Origin of the sequence: Clostridium disporicum (genome assembly GCF_001405015.1) — a bacterium.
GTDB classification, from domain to species: domain Bacteria; phylum Bacillota; class Clostridia; order Clostridiales; family Clostridiaceae; genus Clostridium; species Clostridium disporicum_B.
In genome coordinates this window covers 1-18,041 of record NZ_CYZX01000015.1, presented here as the reverse complement: position 1 = coordinate 18,041, position 18,041 = coordinate 1, and the positions used below count along the sequence as shown (strand labels likewise).

Sequence of the window (18,041 nt, the reverse complement as noted above, 5' to 3'; positions counted from 1 at the left end):
GTTGTTTATTATGAACAGCTCTTTTTTGTTGGATTAATAACTTAATTCTTTTTTACATATAATATATTTAGTAAATAGAGTAAATAGAATTTATAAAATGTAAATCTTTATTTGTATTTATTAGGTAATAAAATATTAGAAAAAAATATTAGGTTTTAATAATTTATGATATAATTAAAATGGTAATTATTCCAGAAAATTTGGAGGTAAAAGAATGAATAAAGGTTTAAGCTTAGATTTATCAAAAGTTCAACCATATGCTAATCTTTCAGAATTAGATATGATGGAAGGTATGGTTAAATATGCTCATGATACAGTTCATGAAAAAACAGGAGCAGGTAACGACTTCTTAGGATGGTTAGACCTACCTGTAAATTATGATAAAGATGAATTTGAAAGAATTAAAGTTGCTGCTGAAAAGATAAAATCAAATTCAGATGTTTTAATAGTTATCGGTATTGGTGGATCATACTTAGGAGCTAGAGCTGCTATAGAAATGTTAACTAACAACTTCTATAACATGTTATCAAGCGATAAGAGAAAGACTCCAAAGGTATTTTTCGTTGGAAATAACATAAGTTCAACATATATAACTGATTTATTTGAAGCAATCGAAGGGTTAGATGTTTCAGTTAACGTTATATCTAAATCAGGTACTACAACTGAACCAGCAATAGCTTTCAGAATGTTCAAAGACTTCATGGAAAAGAAATATGGAGTTGATGGAGCTAAAGAGAGAATATTTGCTACAACTGATAAAGCTAGAGGAGCTTTAAAAGGATTAGCAGATACTATGGGTTACGAAACTTTTGTTGTTCCAGATGACGTAGGTGGAAGATTCTCAGTTTTAACAGCAGTTGGTTTATTACCAATAGCCGTTGCTGGAATTAACATAGATGAAATGATGCAAGGGGCTGCAGATGCTAGAAAAGTATACTCAAACCCATCATTAAAAGAAAACGAATGTTACCAATATGCTGCAATGAGAAATGCTTTATATAATAAAGGTAAGAAAGTTGAAGTTATGGTTAACTATGAACCATGCTTACACTACTTTAACGAATGGTGGAAGCAATTATATGGAGAATCAGAAGGTAAAGACCAAAAGGGTATATTCCCAGCTGCAGTAGATTTCTCAACAGATTTACACTCAATGGGACAATTTATCCAAGATGGTACAAGAATAATGTTTGAAACAGTTCTTAATGTAGAGAAAGCTAACAAAGAAATAGTTATAGAAGAAGCAGAAGGAAACGTTGATGGATTAAACTTCTTAGCTGGAAAAACTGTTGATTTCGTTAACAAGCAAGCTTTCAATGGAACATTATTAGCTCACTGTGATGGTGGAGTTCCAAACATGATACTAAACATTCCGGAATTAAGTCCATACTACTTTGGACAAATGGTTTACTTCTTTGAAAAAGCATGCGCTATAAGCGGATATTTACTAGGAGTTAACCCATTCGATCAACCAGGTGTTGAAGCATACAAGAAAAACATGTTTGCTTTACTTGGTAAGCCAGGATACGAAGAATTAAAAGCAGAATTAGAAGCTAGATTAAAATAGTAATCTAAATTCTATTAACAATTAATATAGAAAAATTATAATATTACCCCAGTAGTTTGTGGATAATTATAAACTACTGGGGTTAATTGAAATAAAAGAGGAAAGTTTATGAGGATTATAGTTGATGGAGATGCATGTCCTGGAATTTCAATAATTGAAAGGTGTGCAAAAGATTATAACTTAGAACTAATTGTATATTGTGATATACATCACTATATAGTTTTGGATTATGGTGATGTGAAAATTGTGGATAGTGGATTTCAAAGTGTAGATATGAAGGTATCTAATGAGTGTATGGAAAATGATATTGTAGTTTCTCAAGATTATGGAGTAGCGGCAATATGTCTTGGAAAAAAAGCTCATGTCATAAATCCAAGAGGGACTATTTATACTAATGAGAATATTAGCGGTATGTTAGAGCAAAGACATATCTCGCAAAAAATTAGAAAAGCTGGTGGAAGAACACCTAATGCTAGAAAAAGAACATCAGAAGATGATGAAAGATTGAAGAAAAACTTATTATTTTTAATAAAAAGTAATTTGAAGGAATAATCTGTAGAAATATATCTAAAGGTTATTTCTTTTTTTTATCTCTGATAGACAAATTTCAATTTTTATTGCAACGGATAAGGAGTATAATTAAAAATAGGAAATTATGTTAATTGATGTAAAATAAAATGATGAAATTTGGTGGGGTGAGAAATTTATGAAGGAGTTACTATTAGATTTTGATAATAAAGGGCCTATTTATGTAAATAATGATATAAATATTGAGGCTAATTTAAATATAAAAGATGATATAGAGTATAAATTTATCGAAGGATACAATAAAGTATGGACTCCAATACAAGACTTTTCAGAAAAAAAGATATGTAAATGGACTCCTAAAAATTCTGGAAAGCATATGATTCTTGTCCAAGGAAAGGTTAAAGGATCAACAAAGCCATATGATTATAGTGCAAGGTTGGAATTCGATATTATTGAAGATAGTAAGTTAATAGAAAATGTAGATATAGATAAAAACAAAGTAACTGTTGGAGACAAAGTTTTAATAAATGTTAAAGGAAGAGAAGAATTACTTTTATATAGATTTTGGCTGAAAAATAAAGATGAGTGGGAAATTCTAAATGATTATTCAACAGATAATAAGTATACATTTACTGCAACTGAACCTGGTAATAAAGAAATATTAGTCGAATGTAAAAAGGTTGATTCAACTAATAATGTAGATGATTATATAAGATTAAAAATAGATGTTAAGGGATTAGAAGTTATAGAAATAACAGATTTTAAGTTTTTATCTCATAAGATGATAGTAAATGAAGAACTTATATTTAAAGTTGAAACTAATCATGAGGAAAATAGACCTTTACTTTATAAATTTGTAAAGATTAATAAAGAAGGAAAATATACTTGTGTTCAAGATTTTTCATCTAAATCAATAGTGTCATTTAAAGAAGAAGTTGAAGGTGAGTATAAACTATTATGCTATGTAAGAGATATTTTCTCTAATAAGGAGTATGATGATAGAGCGCTTATAGTATATGATGTAATGCCATATGAAAAAATAAAGATAAGAAATTTTAAGGCTGATATAGAGTCACCTCAGGTTACAGGAACAAGAATCAATTTAGAGGCATTAGTAGATGGTGGTAGGGAATTAGTATACAGATATATCATTGAAGGACCTGTTTCAGAAGATAGTGGTTATATAAGAAGTAATAGATATTTGTGGGAACCATCAGAAGAAGGAAAATATAATATTACTTTAAAAGTGAAAGATATTTCTTTTAAAGGTGATTATGAAAGCATAAATTCTATTGGATATCAAGTAGATAAAAAAGGAGATAGACCAGTACGTATAGTTGAAGTTAAGTGTGATAAAGGAAGAGCAGCGCTTGTTAATCAACCATTTAATATAAATGTTAAATGTGAAGGTGGATGCAAGGCTCTTTATAAATTTATAGTATATAAAGATGGAATCCAAAAAGAAGAAATGGATTATATTAAAAATAATTGGATTAATTTCGTTCCAAAAGAAAAGGGAGAATATGAAGTAGAAGTTAGGGTAAAAGATTTATATTCTATTAAAGATTTTGATTCTTCTACATCTATATATATAAAGTGTAATGATTATATTCCAGCTAATATTGATTATGTATTAACTAATAATAAAGAAATATATTTAGTTAATGATACTATAGAAATGGAGGCTATAATACAGAACACAACAGATACCGTAGTAAGGTTTGTAACTAAGATTAATGGACAAGATGTCGAAGATACAGGATATGTTGAAAATAAAGCTATTAGAGTAAAACCAAAGTGTCCAGGTAAGTATGCCTTTAGTATTTATGCTAAAAATATTAAATCTACTGAAGAATATGATTCTAAAAGAGAAGTAATAATTTATGTTAAAGATGTAATGCCTGTAAATTCCACAAAGGTTGTAGCTAACAAAAAAGAAATTAAGGTTGGGGAAGAAGTTACATTTGAAGTAACTAGTAAAGGTGGAAAAAATGTGTGTTATGAATTTTACATGATGAAGGAAAATAATTGGGTTTTAGTTCAGGAATATAGTAAGAAGAATTACTATACATTTTTACCATTTTCAAAAGGGCAATATAGACTTTTAGTATTAAGTAAGAGTTTTTATAAGAAGGTAAACTATGAAGATTATGAGAGTATAACATTTAATATAGTATAAAAATAGGAGGACTAATTTAGTTCTCCTATTTTTATTTAAAATTTTCAATGTTAAAAGCATGTTAAAAACATATTAAAAGCAAGTTAAAGGTGGTTTATTTATTGGTATTTTATTGTTAATAATACAATTTTATTATATAATTCAAAAGTATTGGTAATTACATAACAAAATATTACTAATAATTTATATATTTTCAGGGGGAAGACAAAATATTAAGAAAATAGCTTTATTAATAGCTGCTGCTGCTCTTACAGTAGGATTAGTTTCTTGTACTGGAGGAAGCGACAACGGTTCAACAGCTGGAGAAGCAACTCAAACACAAACTATAACTTATAAGGATGGTACATACAGAGGCGCATTTTACGATGCATCAGTTGTCGTAGAAATATCTTTAAAGGATAACAAAGTTGAGGCAGCAAAGTTTAGAACTATGAAGTACAAGGATGAAGATTATTTGAAATCAGAAGATGCTACAATAGTTGCATTAAAGGGACAATATGAAGACGTATTAAACCACATCGTTGGAAAAGATATTACTACAGTTGTAGATGAACTGTACACTCCAGAAAATATAACAAAAGATATAGACGGATTTACTGCAGCTACAGTAAGATCTGGAAAAATTATATCTGCTATAAATGATGCTTTAAACAGAGGTGTTTACGCTTTACCTAAAGCAGAATAGTAAAATGGATAATTACCTATCAACATTTGTTGATAGGTTTTTTTATTGCAATTTAAGTACTATAATAATAAAATATATGTTAAACATGATAAAACATTAGGAGGTCTTTAGATGGAAAGACTAGATAAGATATTAGCTAATTTAGGTTATGGAACAAGAAAAGAACTAAAGAAAATAGTTAGGAATGGAATAGTAGAAGTAAATGGAGTAGTTGCAAAAGATAGTGCAATGCAAGTTGATCCAGAAAAAGATAAGATAGTTATAAATGGAGAGGAAATTTATTATAGAGAATTTATATATTTAATGATGAATAAACCAGATGGTGTTGTTTCAGCTACATATGATAATAGAGATGAAACAGTTGTAGATTTATTAGAGGTAGAGCATCAAGTATTTGAACCATTCCCTGTAGGAAGATTAGACAAGGATACAGTTGGTTTATTATTACTAACTAATGATGGTGAATTGAATCATAGATTAATATCTCCAAAATGGAAAGTTGATAAAGTTTATTTTGCGAGAATTGATAAAGAAGTAACTGAAGCTGATATTAAGGCATTCCAAAAAGGAATCACTTTAGATGATGGTTATGTATGTAAAGAAGCGAAACTTGAAATACAAAGTGCATCAGAAGAAGGCTCAGAAGTACTTGTAACAATACAGGAAGGAAAATTCCATCAAGTTAAAAGAATGTTTGAAGCCGTAGGGAAAAAAGTAGTTTATTTAAAAAGAATAGAATTTGGTACATTAAAACTAGATGAAGAACTAGAAGAAGGCGAATATAGAGAACTTACTGAAGAGGAAATTGCAATTTTAAAAAGCTTTTAACGAATAAAAAACGCAATTACTTATATAATATTCATAATTATAGGGTGTTGTCAAGAATTTTATTTAAATTCCTTGCATTTCTTAACTTGTTTTAATATAATATTATTGCAAGGATAAATAAAAGGAATTAAATAGCCCCCTTTTTATTTATTGCTTATTGCTAAAGCGCAACCTGGCCCCAAGGGTTGCGTTTTTTTGTTGTCTAAAAAACTTTAAAAAACCACAGTTTTTTTATTTTACACAGTTTTGGTAATAATATATATTAGTTATGTTATAATATGTTAAGTTAAGTGTATTGAAGGGAGGATGTTTCGTGGATTTAAAAGCGTTATTAAATAAAGAACAGTATGAAGGTGCTATAACTATAAATGGACCTGTGCTTATACTAGCAGGAGCTGGATCAGGTAAAACTAGAGTTTTAACATATAGAATGGCACATATGATAGAAGATTTAAGAATTCAGCCATATAAAATATTAGCTATAACATTTACTAATAAGGCTGCTAAAGAGATGCAGGAAAGAGTTAAATCTATCATAGGTGATAGAGCTGATGATATGTGGATTTCTACATTTCACTCGACTTGTGTAAGAATTTTAAGAAGAGAAATAGAAAAGATAGGGTATAAGAAGAACTTTACTATATATGATACATCAGATCAAAAGGTACTTTTAAAAGAATGTATAAAATCACTTCAAATAAACGATAAAGAAATTACAGAGCAAGAAATAATGGGTAAGATAGGTAGAGCTAAGGATAATATGCAAAGCCCAGATAGCTACTACAGAGAACATGAATCTAATTATAGAGAAAAGAAGATAGCAGAAGTTTATAGGATGTACCAAAAGAGATTAAAGGAAAATAATGCTTTAGATTTTGATGATCTTATAATGAAAACTGTAGAGCTTTTTAAGAAGGATCCTGAAACATTAGAATTCTACCAAAGAAAATTCGAATATATAATGGTAGATGAATATCAGGATACAAATGGTGTTCAGTATGAATTTGTAAGATTACTTGCTGAAAAACATAGAAATATCTGCGTTGTAGGAGATGATGACCAATGTATCTACCAATGGAGAGGTGCAGATATAAAAAATATCTTAGGATTTGAAAAAGATTATCCTGATGCTAAAGTTATTAAACTTGAACAAAACTATAGATCAAAAGGTAATATATTAGATGCAGCTAATGTTGTTATAGTTAATAATGCGAATAGAAAAAGTAAAGCATTAAGAACTGAACAAGAAGCTGGTGGAAAGATAAAGATTTATAGAGCTTATTCAGATGGAGATGAAGGAGCTTTCGTTGCAAATCAAATTAAAAAGATTAGTGATGATGAAGGTAGAAGATATGATGAATTTGCAATACTTTATAGAACTAATGCACAATCACGTATTTTTGAAGAAAGTTTAAGAAGAGCAGCTATCCCTTATAAAATTATCGGTGGAACTAAGTTCTATGATAGAAAAGAAATTAAAGATATGTTAGCTTATCTTAAAGCATTAGTTAATCCAGAAGATAGTGTTTCTTTAAAAAGAATTATAAATGTTCCTAAGAGGGGAATAGGAGATGCAACTATTCAAAAGATAACCGATTTTGCTAATGATTATGATATAGGGCTTTATGATGCATTAAGTCAAGTAAGAACTATTCCTACTTTAACAGCTAGAAACTGTGGTGGAATAGAAAAGTTCATGGATATGATGGATAACTTAATGGTATTAAGTGAAACTATACCTGTTTCTACATTAATAGAAACTATTCTTAAAGATACTGGTTATATGAAGGAACTTGAAAATTCAAAAGAAATTGAAGATAAGAGTAGAATTGAAAACTTAAAGGAACTTGTATCTGATGCTGTTGATTTTGAGAGAACAAGTGAAGATAAATCTTTATCAGCATATTTAGAGAAGGTATCTCTTGTCCAAGATACAGATAAGCTAGAGGATGTAGATGCTGATGGTGGAACAGTTGTACTTATGACTGTTCATAGTGCAAAGGGATTAGAGTTTCCTGTAGTATTTATGGTAGGAATGGAGAATGGTATATTCCCAGGACCATCATCATTTGATTCAGAATCAGAAATGGAAGAGTCAAGAAGACTTTGTTATGTTGGAATAACAAGAGCTAAAGAAAGTTTATATATGACTTCAGCTGAAGTAAGAAGAGTATTTGGTAGAACGGTGGCATATCCTCAATCTGACTTCATTTCTGAAATAAAATCAGACTTAAGAGAATATGTAAGCGCTAGTGGAGAAGTTAAAGGAGAAACAAATACTACTTCAAGACCTGGGTATGGAACAGGATATAACAATAATCCTCATAGTTTAAAGGGAAGTTATGTACCATTCCAAAATAATAGATTTGCATCTAAAACAGCAGCAACTGTACCAAATTCAGTTTCGGCTTCATCAAGTACATCAGAGTTAACTTTAGGAAGAAAAGTTAAGCATGAGAAATTTGGGGTTGGAACTATAGTATCAGTTTCAGATATTGATGGAAAGAAAAAGTTAACGATAGCATTTAATAACCAAGGGGTTAAAATGCTTATGGTTCCACCGGCAAACTTAGAAGTTTTATAGTAACTGAATTAGTAAACTTAATAGGAGGATATATGGATAAGAAGTTACGTATAGAAGAATTAGTAGAGAAGTTAAATAGATATGCTTATGAGTATTATTCTTTAGATAAGCCAAGTGTAACAGATAAAGAGTACGATATTTTATATGATGAATTAAAAGCTTTAGAAGAAGAATTAGGATATGTACTTCCATATTCACCTACTCAAAGAGTTGGAGATGTTGTTTTAGAAGGCTTTAGCAAATATACTCATAAAGCAAGACTTTGGAGTTTAGATAAAGCTCAAAGCTTTGATGAAATAATTGATTGGCATAATAGAAATGTAAAGTTTGTTCAAGAAATGAATTCTAGAGGTGAAACTCTACCTCCTTTAAAATATATAGTTACAAAGAAATTTGATGGATTAACTATTAATCTTACCTATAATGAAGAGGGAATATTAGATGTAGCAGCTACTAGAGGTACTGGTGAAACAGGGGAAAATGTAACTGCTCAAGTTAAAACTATAAAATCTATTCCTTTAAAAATAGATAGTAACTCAGTATTTGAAATTCACGGTGAAGCTATAATGACTCAAGAAGCTTTTGATAAATATAATAAAACTTCTGAAGTTCCTCTAAAAAACCTTAGAAATGGTGCAGCAGGGGCATTAAGAAATTTAAATGTAAAAGAGACTGCTAGAAGAAATTTATCAGCATTTTTCTATGATGTAGGATATAAAGAAGGGGAAGGCTTTAAGACATATGAGGAAATGCTTGCTTTTATAAAAGAAAAAGGATTCCCAATGGATGATTATATTAAAGCGTGTACAACGTTAGAGGAACTTCAAAATGAAATAAAGTATATTGAAGAAATAAGATTTGACCTTAATTATGATATAGATGGAGTAGTAATAGCTATTGATGATATGAGAACTAGAGAACTTTTAGGGTATACTGTAAAATTCCCTAAATGGGCAATAGCTTATAAGTTTGAAGCACAAGAGGCAACAACTAAGCTTTTAGATGTTGAGTGGAATGTTGGAAGAAGTGGAAGAGTTGGTCCTACAGCTATATTAGAGCCTGTTGAATTAGCAGGAGTAACTGTAAAAAGAGCTACTCTTAATAACATGGATGATATAAGAAGAAAAGGTGTTAAAATAGGCGCTGATGTATTTGTAAGAAGAAGTAACGATGTTATTCCAGAAATAATGGGAGTTGTTGAATCTACTTTAGAAGGTGCAATAGATATTAATGTACCAGAAACGTGCCCTTCGTGTGGTAGTCATTTAGTATTAGATGGGGCACATTATTTCTGTGAAAATACTTTATCTTGTAAGCCACAAATGGTTAAGAGTATAGTTCATTTTGCATCAAGAGAAGCTATGAATATAGAAGGATTTTCAGAAAAAACTGCTGAACAATTATTTGAAAAGCTTGAAATAAGATCTATAGCAGATTTATATAAATTGAATAAAGATGATTTAATAACTTTAGAAAAGTTTGGACCTAAAAAGGCACAAAACCTTTTAGATGCTGTTGAAAGAAGTAAAAATCCAGAGTTGTATAGATTTATATATGCGTTAGGAATTCCTAATGTTGGAGTTAAAACTGCAAAAGACTTAGTAAACACATTTAAATCTTTAGATGGATTAAAGGAAGCTACTTTTGAACAGCTAGTTGGAGTTAACGATGTTGGTGATATAGTAGCTAGATGTGTATTAGAATTCTTTAAAGAAGAAAAAGTAATTAATACTATAGATGAACTATTTAATTTAGGTGTGAATCCATGGTATGAAGAAAAAGAAGTTAAAGAAAGTGCATTTAGTGGAAAAACTGTAGTTGTTACAGGAACTCTAACTAAATACTCTAGGGGAGAAATAAAAGAAAAACTAGAAAGCTTGGGAGCTAAAGTGTCTGGTAGTGTTAGTAAGAAAACAGATTACGTAATAGCTGGAGAAGAAGCAGGGTCAAAGCTTACTAAAGCAAATGAACTTGGAATAAAAGTACTAAGTGAAGATGATTTTGAATCTATGATATAAAATAATGAAAAATTAAAAATGGCAAATGGCAAATTGAGGATGAAACTAGTACCTAGTTTTTTAAGATAGAATTATGGAATTGAGTTCTATCTTAAATTCTTCAAATTCAGGTTTCTGAATTTGTTCCTTAACTTGCCATTTGCCATTATCCATTTGCAATTATATTAAGCGTTATCCATCTTAATAACATTGTTTGTTGAGTCTAAATTATTATTATCCAAAAAAGAATCATCAAAATCAAAATCTAATGAATCTAATACACTCTCATCATTACTTAAGTTTAGTGAGGATATACTTTTATTTATTTTATCTAATAGATAGTTATTAATTCTTTGATTTTTGTACATCTTTAGGAAAATAATAAATGACCATATGCCGATAAACATAAATGATAACATAAATAAAATTCCTACGATATAAAATATCATTTGAATTATTTGTAAAGCTACAGACATATTATCACACCTCCTAAAATCATTATATCATATAAATATACCCTTTATTAACAATAAAAATTCCTAAATAGTATATAAATTACATAAATTGATTATATTGAATAATATTGGATATAATTATATGTATATAGATATTGAAAGGAGAGTAAATTTGAAGAAAATTTTTGTAGTATTAGGATTATTTGTAGTATCTATAGTATTTTTACTAGGATTTATAGATAAAAGTCCAACTAAGCAAGTTAGAAGTGAAGCAGATATAGTTTACTCTATTAATAATATACCAAGTAATTTTGTAACTGTTGGCTCATTAAGTAAAAGAGAACAAGATATTATATGTGCTGTTAGTAAAGGACTAGTAGAATTAGATACAAATGGGGAATTAGTTCCTGCGTTAGCAGATAGTGTAGATATAAGAGATAATGGAATTGAATATGATTTTAAGATAAGAGATGATGTTTATTGGAGTGATGGTACTAAAATAACTCCTTCGGATATAGCTGAATTTTTTAGAGAAGTTATTACTTTAGAAGCAGAAGAGGATATAGAACCACTATTAAATGTCTTTGGAGTTATAGATTATAGGAATGGAAATAAATCATTTAGCAATGGTGTTGGTATTACTGCAACAGATACTAATTTAATACTTAGGCTTAACTCTCAAGATTCAAATTTCTTAAATGAATTAACTAAACCACAATATAGATTAAGAAAAAGCGTAATACTTTGGGAAGAAATAGGGAATAATTACACAACTATTCCGTATAGCGGTAATTACTCTATAGCAGATATAAACTCATTAAATGAAATAACACTAAAAAGAAATAATACAGCAGATTCGAGTTTAGCAAAAACAATTCATATGGTTAATGATGATAGCGAAGATTTAGCTTTAGCTGCATTTGAAATAGGGCAAAGGGATATAGTTCTAAATCCACCTAAAAGTCAATTGAACAGACTTTCTAAGGAGGGTAAGTTAGTAAGTATTCCTTCAAGTAAATCTGTATATTTAGCTTTTAATAAAAATAATATTTTATCAATTGATGATAGAAAAGAGATATATAGACTAATAACTAAAGCTTTAGAGGATTATGAATCAGATAATAAATCATTGATTAAACTGGCAGACGGAAGTTACTTTAGAGATGAAGAACAGGATTTATCTAAACTTCAAGATAGAAAAGTAATGAGTAGCTTAGGTGAAGAAGCTGAAATACCAGAAGTAATATATATAGCTTGTGAAGAAAGTTTGTTAAATAAAGAAATGGTAGACTATATATCTAATTGGTTTGCTGAAAATACAGATATAACATTAGTAGGATCTTTATTAAGAGAAGAAATTACAAGTGATATTTCTTATTATGATATGGCAATTTTAAATTTAAATGCTGATTATAATGATAAAAGTGAGTTTTATAAAGTTATATCACCATATATTTCAGAAGAGCTAGCAGAGAAGGTTAGCATTTTTAATACTGTAGAAGAGGAAAAAGAAATATTAACACAAATAGAAGATAATTTATTTGAAAACTATTCAGTATTACCTTTGATTTTTTATAATGATAATATCGCAGTTAATACAAGCATAGAAAATATAAGTTTAGATGGAAATGGAAATTTAAAATTCGAGATAATAAAAAAATAAGACCAGTTGGTCTTATTTTTTTATTACTAATTTTATTATTGGTCAGTTATTTCTAGATTTTCTGAAATAGTTTCATTTTCTTCAGATGGAATACTACTAGTTATATTTAAAGGTGTTGATTCAACAGAAGAGTTAGACTCATTACTTTGTGTTGGAGCAACACTATCTATATAGTTAATCTCAACATCTGAAGAGCTAGAAGTAGAATCCTTTAATATTTCTGGAATTGATTCGGCTTCGTTGTCTAGGTTAACTCTATCAAGAGCTAGGTTGTTTATAAAATCATCTTTAAATAGATGTATAAATAGATAGAAGATTAAAAAATTTCTACTACTATCAAATGAATTCTTATTTACTGAAAAAGAATTTTTTCTTTTATTATAGGTGATATATTTATTAAACACTGGTGCCATACCAGAGCTACTAGGGGTTGGCACATTAGGCATTCTAAAAAAGCTTTCATCTAGCATATCTTTTGATACTAGTGATAATCCTCTATAACGCTCATAGTCATCTAATGTAGGAGCTTCTGGCCAACTTGTTACTAATCCAGAGTTTGTTATATATTTTTTATATATAGAAGAAATTAAATTTTTATATTCACCTCTAGAGTTATCTTCTAAGATAAAAGCTAATAAATAGAAGATTATATCATATGATGAATATTTAATTTCTTTCTTTGATGATAGTTTATAGAAACATTCGTTTTCTTCATCATACAAAGAGTATAGTTTATTAATAATAGCTTTAGATTTATCTTTAAAAGCTATTATATTGGTATGTTTATATGAGAGAGCTAAAACTATAGAGCATAATGCAGCAGTATCTAAAGAGTTTATATAGTAGTCCTTATCATCAAATTTATTCATAGTATAATCAGAAATATCAGCTATCAATGTTTGAAGATTTTCTAGAGGACAATAGCTATATAATATGTTGAATGCTAATAATATTTTACAAAGTTCATCTAGAGAACATTCATATATGTTTTCTTTATAATCTAAAAACATTTGAAGAATCTCTAAAGAAAATGTTTCGTAATCTTTAGATGAAGCATCATTCTTATTTTTATAAGAATATAGATAGTAAGCTAACATCATAAATGCTTGATCAGAGAATTTAAATTTTTTATCTTTATCAACTAAGTTAAAGTTTTTAGAGTTATTTTCAAACATATTCTTTTTGTCTGTAAATACTCCTTCAGAGTTTCTAAGATTTTCAGAATAGAATTGTAATTGTTCTTTTGTGAGAGAATTATATATTTCATATATAGAATAAGTACTTCTCTCTATGTTTTCAAAGCTATGATAATAATCTAGTAATTCAAGTAAGCATAATGTCATAAGTGCATTTGTTGAAGGATTTATTTCTTTTTTAAAAGTATCCTCATCGAAGCCGTTAGAATTTTTACTGTGGATAAAGTTTGGAGAGGCTTTTCTATACACACATAATAGTGGAGAAAAATTATTCATTGTGTTAATATCAAATGAGGGACTTAAATTTTTAAAGTTTTTTATTGATGAAACTAAACCACATTTCGATTCTAAAACAATAGTTTTTACAGCTTCTTTAGATAAATAGAATAGTTGTGAGTTTATTTCTTCTTGGCGTAAACTATTCATTCTAAAAAATGGACCAATATATTTCAAAATTTTCACCTCTTATAATAATCCTTATATTAATAATATGAGATAACTTTTAAAATAGTTCACTTTTTTTGAAAAAGCAATAATTTTAGGACGTATAAGAGGTATAATGAGGCTATATAAATTAGGATAATATAAAAAATTACAGTTAAATTTTACATTAACAGTATATATATATTAAAGTTGGAGGAGATATTATGAGAAGTGATAATCGTAAGAACAATAATGTTAGACACACTAAAATAACTAGAAACTATATAAAGCATGCTGAAGGATCAGTATTAATAGAGGTAGGAGATACAAAAGTTATATGTACTGCATCAATTGAAGATAAAGTACCTCCTTTTTTAAAAGGTACAGGAGAAGGATGGATAACAGCTGAATATAATATGTTACCAAGATCTACTGCCACTAGAAAAGTAAGAGATATTGCAAGATTAAAGCAAGATGGAAGAACTATGGAGATACAAAGGTTAATAGGAAGAGCATTAAGATCAGTAGTTGATTTAAAGGCTTTAGGAGAAAAGACTATTTGGATAGATTGTGATGTTATTCAAGCAGATGGAGGAACAAGAACTACTTCTATCACAGGAGCTTTTGTTGCTTTAGTAGATGCAATAAATAAGCTTCATAGAATTAAACCTTTTAAAGTATATCCAATAAGAGAGTTTGTTTGTGCAACTAGCGTAGGAATAGTAAATGGAGAAAAGATGATTGATTTATGCTATGAAGAGGATTCAAGTGCACAAGTTGATATGAATATAGTTGGAACTGGAAGTGGAGAGTTTGTAGAAATTCAAGGAACTGGTGAAGAAGCTCCATTTTCAAGAAAAGATTTAAATGAACTTTTAGATTTAGGAGAAAAGGGAATAAAGCAAATAATTCAAATTCAAAAGGAAACTTTAAAAATGGATGCTTTATGGATAGGAACAGGAGAATCAAAGTAATGAAGAAATTAATTATAGCTAGTAATAATAAGAAGAAAATAAAAGAGCTAAAAGCTATAGTAGAAAATCTAGGGTGGGATGTAAAGTCTTTAGCAGATGAAAATATAGATATAGAAGTAGAAGAAGATGGATTAACATTTGAAGCAAATGCAGAAAAGAAAGCAAGAGAAATATATGACTTTTTAATCAAAAGAGGAGATAAGAATTTTGCTGTTTTATCTGACGATTCTGGATTAGAGGTAGACTATTTAAATGGTGCACCAGGAGTTTACTCAGCAAGATATGCAGGAGAACATGGAAATGATGCTGCTAATAATAAAAAGTTATTAGAAGAGCTAAAGAATGTTAAAGGCAAAGATAGAAGAGGTAGATTCGTTTGTGCTATAGCGTTAATAGATACTAATGGAAATAGTAATATTGTTAGAGGAACTGTTGAAGGGCTAATAAAGGAAGAACTAAATGGAGAAGGTGGATTTGGATATGATCCATTATTCTACTATGAACCTGCAAACATGACATTTGCTGAATTAGAAGCAAGTGAAAAAAATAAGATTTCTCATAGAGCAAATGCACTTAAAAAGATAGAAGAATATTTAAAATAAAGTGCGAGCTAAGGCTCGCAAGTGAAAAGTCGACTTTGTCGAAGTGAAAGGCTACTACGTAGTGGTGAAAAGTTAACTACGTTAAGGGGAAAATGCTACTATAAGTAGCAGAGAAAAGCATTTTATATCATTAGAGATCTTTTCTCTATTGCCATAGGCAATATTTTCTCCTAAGCTTTAGCTGACTTTTCCTCTTTGACGAAGTCAAACTTTTCACCAAAGTGCCTCACACTTTATTTCAATTGTAACTATATAACTATAAATTTTAAGGGGTGTTTATATGTTAATTGCTGTTATTAGTGATTCTCATAATAATGATAGAGCTATAAATGAAGTTAAGAATTATATAAAGAATGCAGATGTTTTATTATTTTTAGGAGATGGAGAAAGTGATATAGCTAAAATCACTGAAGGGTTTAAAGGTGAAGTGTATTCAGTAAGTGGTAATTGTGATTTCTTAGGTAAAAGTCCTAATGAAAGAATAATAGAATTAGATGGGATAAAGATATTTATGTGTCATGGTCATGCCTATAATGTTAAATTTGGATACGATAATATATATTATAGAGGATTATCATTAGGAGTTGATATAGTTCTATTTGGTCATTCACATATACCGATAGTAGAGAAGCATAATGATATATGTTTAATGAATCCAGGGAGTATTTCTCATGGAGCATGTATGGCGAAGCGATCATTAGGGTATATTGAAATTAAAGAGGGAAAAATAGCACAAATATATACTAAAGAAATAAAAAACAGATAAAAATAAAAAAAATGAAAAAAAGGTATTGACGTTTTAAAAATCATATTGTAGAATAATCCTTGTCGTCGCGAGATGATAAAGCTCTTCGGGGTGTGGCGCAGATGGGAGCGCGCGTGGTTTGGGACCATGAGGTCGCAGGTTCAATCCCTGTCACCCCGACCAATTTAGTTTTAAAACTTAAAAAAAGTTGTTGACTAAATTAGAGTTTTGAGTTAATATGTAACTCGGTTCTAGTTAAGAAATTAATCAGAAGAAGTTAAGTATGCGGGTATCGTATATCGGTAATACTCCAGCCTTCCAAGCTGGAAAGGTGGGTTCGATTCCCACTACCCGCTCCAAAAAAGCTTTGAAAAAAAGCTTGACAAAATAAATTGAATGTTTTAAAATAATAAACGTTCTCTGAAAAAAAGTATGCGTGTTTAGCTCAGCTGGATAGAGCAACGCCCTTCTAAGGCGTGGGCCAGGAGTTCGAATCTCTTAACACGCACCATACTTCGGGGTGTGGCGCAGATGGGAGCGCGCGTGGTTTGGGACCATGAGGTCGCAGGTTCAATCCCTGTCACCCCGACCAGTTTTCAAAAAACAAAACTTAATAATAATTAAGTAAATGCAAATATGCGGGTATCGTATATCGGTAATACTCCAGCCTTCCAAGCTGGAAAGGTGGGTTCGATTCCCACTACCCGCTCCATATGCGTGTTTAGCTCAGCTGGATAGAGCAACGCCCTTCTAAGGCGTGGGCCAGGAGTTCGAATCTCTTAACACGCACCAATTATTTGCGGGTATCGTATATCGGTAATACTCCAGCCTTCCAAGCTGGAAAGGTGGGTTCGATTCCCACTACCCGCTCCATTATGGTGAACGTAGTTCAGTTGGTAGAGCGCCAGTTTGTGGCACTGGTTGTCGTGGGTTCGAGTCCCATCGTTCACCCCATACGCAGGGATATCGCCAAGCGGTAAGGCACCGCACTTTGACTGCGGTATTCGTAGGTTCAAATCCTGCTATCCCTGCCACTTACGGTTTACTAGCTCAGTCGGTAGAGCACTTGACTTTTAATCAAGGTGTCCGGGGTTCGATTCCCCGGTAAGCCACCAAATGCAGATGTGGCGAAATTGGCAGACGCACTAGACTTAGGATCTAGCGCCTTTGGCGTGGGGGTTCGACTCCCTTCATCTGCACCATATGCGAAAGTGGCTCAATGGTAGAGCGCCACCTTGCCAAGGTGGATGTTGCGGGTTCGAGTCCCGTCTTTCGCTCCAAATATGCGGGTATCGTATATCGGTAATACTCCAGCCTTCCAAGCTGGAAAGGTGGGTTCGATTCCCACTACCCGCTCCATAAGCGTGTTTAGCTCAGCTGGATAGAGCAACGCCCTTCTAAGGCGTGGGCCAGGAGTTCGAATCTCTTAACACGCACCATTTTATGCGCTATTAGCTCAGTTGGTAGAGCACCTGACTCTTAATCAGGGTGTCCCGGGTTCGAATCCCTGATGGCGCACCATTACAATTTGGTGAACGTAGTTCAGTTGGTAGAGCGCCAGTTTGTGGCACTGGTTGTCGTGGGTTCGAGTCCCATCGTTCACCCCATACGCAGG

At 30.6% G+C, this 18,041-nt stretch carries 13 protein-coding genes and 16 tRNA genes; 27 read left to right on the top strand and 2 right to left on the bottom strand.

All coding sequences use genetic code 11. The features are described 5' to 3' along the window. Nucleotides 1-214 precede the first annotated feature (214 nt). The 7 genes from ARA56_RS10740 to ligA all read left to right on the top strand — a co-directional run bounded on the left by ARA56_RS10740 (nucleotide 215) and on the right by ligA (nucleotide 10,389). Nucleotides 215-1,567: a glucose-6-phosphate isomerase gene (locus tag ARA56_RS10740; protein WP_055266544.1), complete on the top strand. Its 1,353-nt coding sequence runs from the start codon at nucleotides 215-217 to the stop codon at nucleotides 1,565-1,567. Nucleotides 1,568-1,675: 108 nt separating this feature from the next. Next, nucleotides 1,676-2,119, top strand: coding sequence for a YaiI/YqxD family protein (locus ARA56_RS10735; protein WP_055266542.1), 444 nt, complete (start codon nucleotides 1,676-1,678; stop codon nucleotides 2,117-2,119). 154 nt (nucleotides 2,120-2,273) lie between these two features. Then, a complete protein-coding gene (locus tag ARA56_RS10730; RefSeq protein WP_055266540.1) occupies nucleotides 2,274-4,274 on the top strand; it encodes a triple tyrosine motif-containing protein in 2,001 nt (666 codons plus the stop codon). Between the two features lie 169 nt (nucleotides 4,275-4,443). Then, nucleotides 4,444-4,959: an FMN-binding protein gene (locus ARA56_RS16955; protein WP_084759017.1), complete on the top strand. Its 516-nt coding sequence runs from the start codon at nucleotides 4,444-4,446 to the stop codon at nucleotides 4,957-4,959. Nucleotides 4,960-5,070: 111 nt separating this feature from the next. After that, nucleotides 5,071-5,787: a pseudouridine synthase gene (locus ARA56_RS10720; RefSeq protein ID WP_055266536.1), complete on the top strand. Its 717-nt coding sequence runs from the start codon at nucleotides 5,071-5,073 to the stop codon at nucleotides 5,785-5,787. Nucleotides 5,788-6,100: 313 nt separating this feature from the next. Beyond that, entirely contained in the window at nucleotides 6,101-8,371 is a 2,271-nt protein-coding gene (gene pcrA, locus ARA56_RS10715; RefSeq protein WP_055266534.1) for a DNA helicase PcrA, read from the top strand. A gap of 32 nt (nucleotides 8,372-8,403) precedes the next feature. Continuing rightward, nucleotides 8,404-10,389: an NAD-dependent DNA ligase LigA gene (gene ligA, locus ARA56_RS10710; protein ID WP_055266532.1), complete on the top strand. Its 1,986-nt coding sequence runs from the start codon at nucleotides 8,404-8,406 to the stop codon at nucleotides 10,387-10,389. 164 nt (nucleotides 10,390-10,553) lie between these two features. Here ligA and ARA56_RS10705 read toward each other — a convergent pair whose 3' ends face one another. Beyond that, complete coding sequence (locus ARA56_RS10705; protein ID WP_055266530.1) at nucleotides 10,554-10,844, bottom strand: hypothetical protein; 291 nt, start codon at nucleotides 10,842-10,844, stop codon at nucleotides 10,554-10,556. 151 nt (nucleotides 10,845-10,995) lie between these two features. Here ARA56_RS10705 and ARA56_RS10700 point away from each other — a divergent pair, with 151 nt between their 5' ends. Further along, nucleotides 10,996-12,486: an ABC transporter substrate-binding protein gene (locus tag ARA56_RS10700; protein WP_055266528.1), complete on the top strand. Its 1,491-nt coding sequence runs from the start codon at nucleotides 10,996-10,998 to the stop codon at nucleotides 12,484-12,486. A gap of 35 nt (nucleotides 12,487-12,521) precedes the next feature. On the opposite strand, the gene ARA56_RS10695 is transcribed toward ARA56_RS10700, so the two are convergent. Then, a complete protein-coding gene (locus ARA56_RS10695) occupies nucleotides 12,522-14,135 on the bottom strand; it encodes a hypothetical protein (RefSeq protein ID WP_055266526.1) in 1,614 nt (537 codons plus the stop codon). A 194-nt stretch (nucleotides 14,136-14,329) separates the two neighbouring features. Here ARA56_RS10695 and rph point away from each other — a divergent pair, with 194 nt between their 5' ends. The 19 genes from rph (at nucleotide 14,330) to ARA56_RS10600 (ending at nucleotide 18,033) form a co-directional block, all read left to right on the top strand. Next, nucleotides 14,330-15,079 (top strand): ribonuclease PH, encoded by a 750-nt coding sequence (gene rph / locus ARA56_RS10690; protein WP_055266524.1) that lies wholly within the window; start codon nucleotides 14,330-14,332, stop codon nucleotides 15,077-15,079. Continuing rightward, nucleotides 15,079-15,681 carry an XTP/dITP diphosphatase gene (locus ARA56_RS10685; RefSeq protein WP_055266522.1) on the top strand — a complete coding sequence of 201 codons (603 nt, stop codon included), beginning with the start codon at nucleotides 15,079-15,081 and terminating at the stop codon, nucleotides 15,679-15,681. Before rph ends, ARA56_RS10685 begins: the two co-directional genes overlap by 1 nt. A gap of 280 nt (nucleotides 15,682-15,961) precedes the next feature. After that, nucleotides 15,962-16,447: a metallophosphoesterase gene (locus ARA56_RS10680; protein WP_055266520.1), complete on the top strand. Its 486-nt coding sequence runs from the start codon at nucleotides 15,962-15,964 to the stop codon at nucleotides 16,445-16,447. Between the two features lie 86 nt (nucleotides 16,448-16,533). Further along, nucleotides 16,534-16,609 (top strand) — tRNA-Pro (locus ARA56_RS10675). 102 nt (nucleotides 16,610-16,711) lie between these two features. After that, a tRNA-Gly gene (locus ARA56_RS10670) sits at nucleotides 16,712-16,785 on the top strand. A gap of 75 nt (nucleotides 16,786-16,860) precedes the next feature. Then, nucleotides 16,861-16,937, top strand: a tRNA-Arg gene (locus ARA56_RS10665). Between the two features lie 5 nt (nucleotides 16,938-16,942). Next, nucleotides 16,943-17,018, top strand: a tRNA-Pro gene (locus ARA56_RS10660). Between the two features lie 46 nt (nucleotides 17,019-17,064). Further along, nucleotides 17,065-17,138: transfer RNA gene (locus ARA56_RS10655), tRNA-Gly, on the top strand. 3 nt (nucleotides 17,139-17,141) lie between these two features. Further along, a tRNA-Arg gene (locus ARA56_RS10650) sits at nucleotides 17,142-17,218 on the top strand. Between the two features lie 7 nt (nucleotides 17,219-17,225). Next, nucleotides 17,226-17,299, top strand: a tRNA-Gly gene (locus tag ARA56_RS10645). A gap of 5 nt (nucleotides 17,300-17,304) precedes the next feature. Then, nucleotides 17,305-17,380 (top strand) — tRNA-His (locus ARA56_RS10640). A gap of 5 nt (nucleotides 17,381-17,385) precedes the next feature. Continuing rightward, a tRNA-Gln gene (locus tag ARA56_RS10635) sits at nucleotides 17,386-17,460 on the top strand. Nucleotides 17,461-17,465: 5 nt separating this feature from the next. Beyond that, a tRNA-Lys gene (locus ARA56_RS10630) sits at nucleotides 17,466-17,541 on the top strand. A gap of 3 nt (nucleotides 17,542-17,544) precedes the next feature. Continuing rightward, a tRNA-Leu gene (locus tag ARA56_RS10625) sits at nucleotides 17,545-17,628 on the top strand. Nucleotides 17,629-17,631: 3 nt separating this feature from the next. Continuing rightward, nucleotides 17,632-17,706, top strand: a tRNA-Gly gene (locus ARA56_RS10620). Between the two features lie 5 nt (nucleotides 17,707-17,711). Then, nucleotides 17,712-17,785: transfer RNA gene (locus ARA56_RS10615), tRNA-Gly, on the top strand. Between the two features lie 3 nt (nucleotides 17,786-17,788). Continuing rightward, nucleotides 17,789-17,865: transfer RNA gene (locus ARA56_RS10610), tRNA-Arg, on the top strand. Nucleotides 17,866-17,871: 6 nt separating this feature from the next. Next, nucleotides 17,872-17,947 (top strand) — tRNA-Lys (locus tag ARA56_RS10605). Between the two features lie 10 nt (nucleotides 17,948-17,957). After that, a tRNA-His gene (locus ARA56_RS10600) sits at nucleotides 17,958-18,033 on the top strand. Nucleotides 18,034-18,041 lie beyond the last annotated feature (8 nt).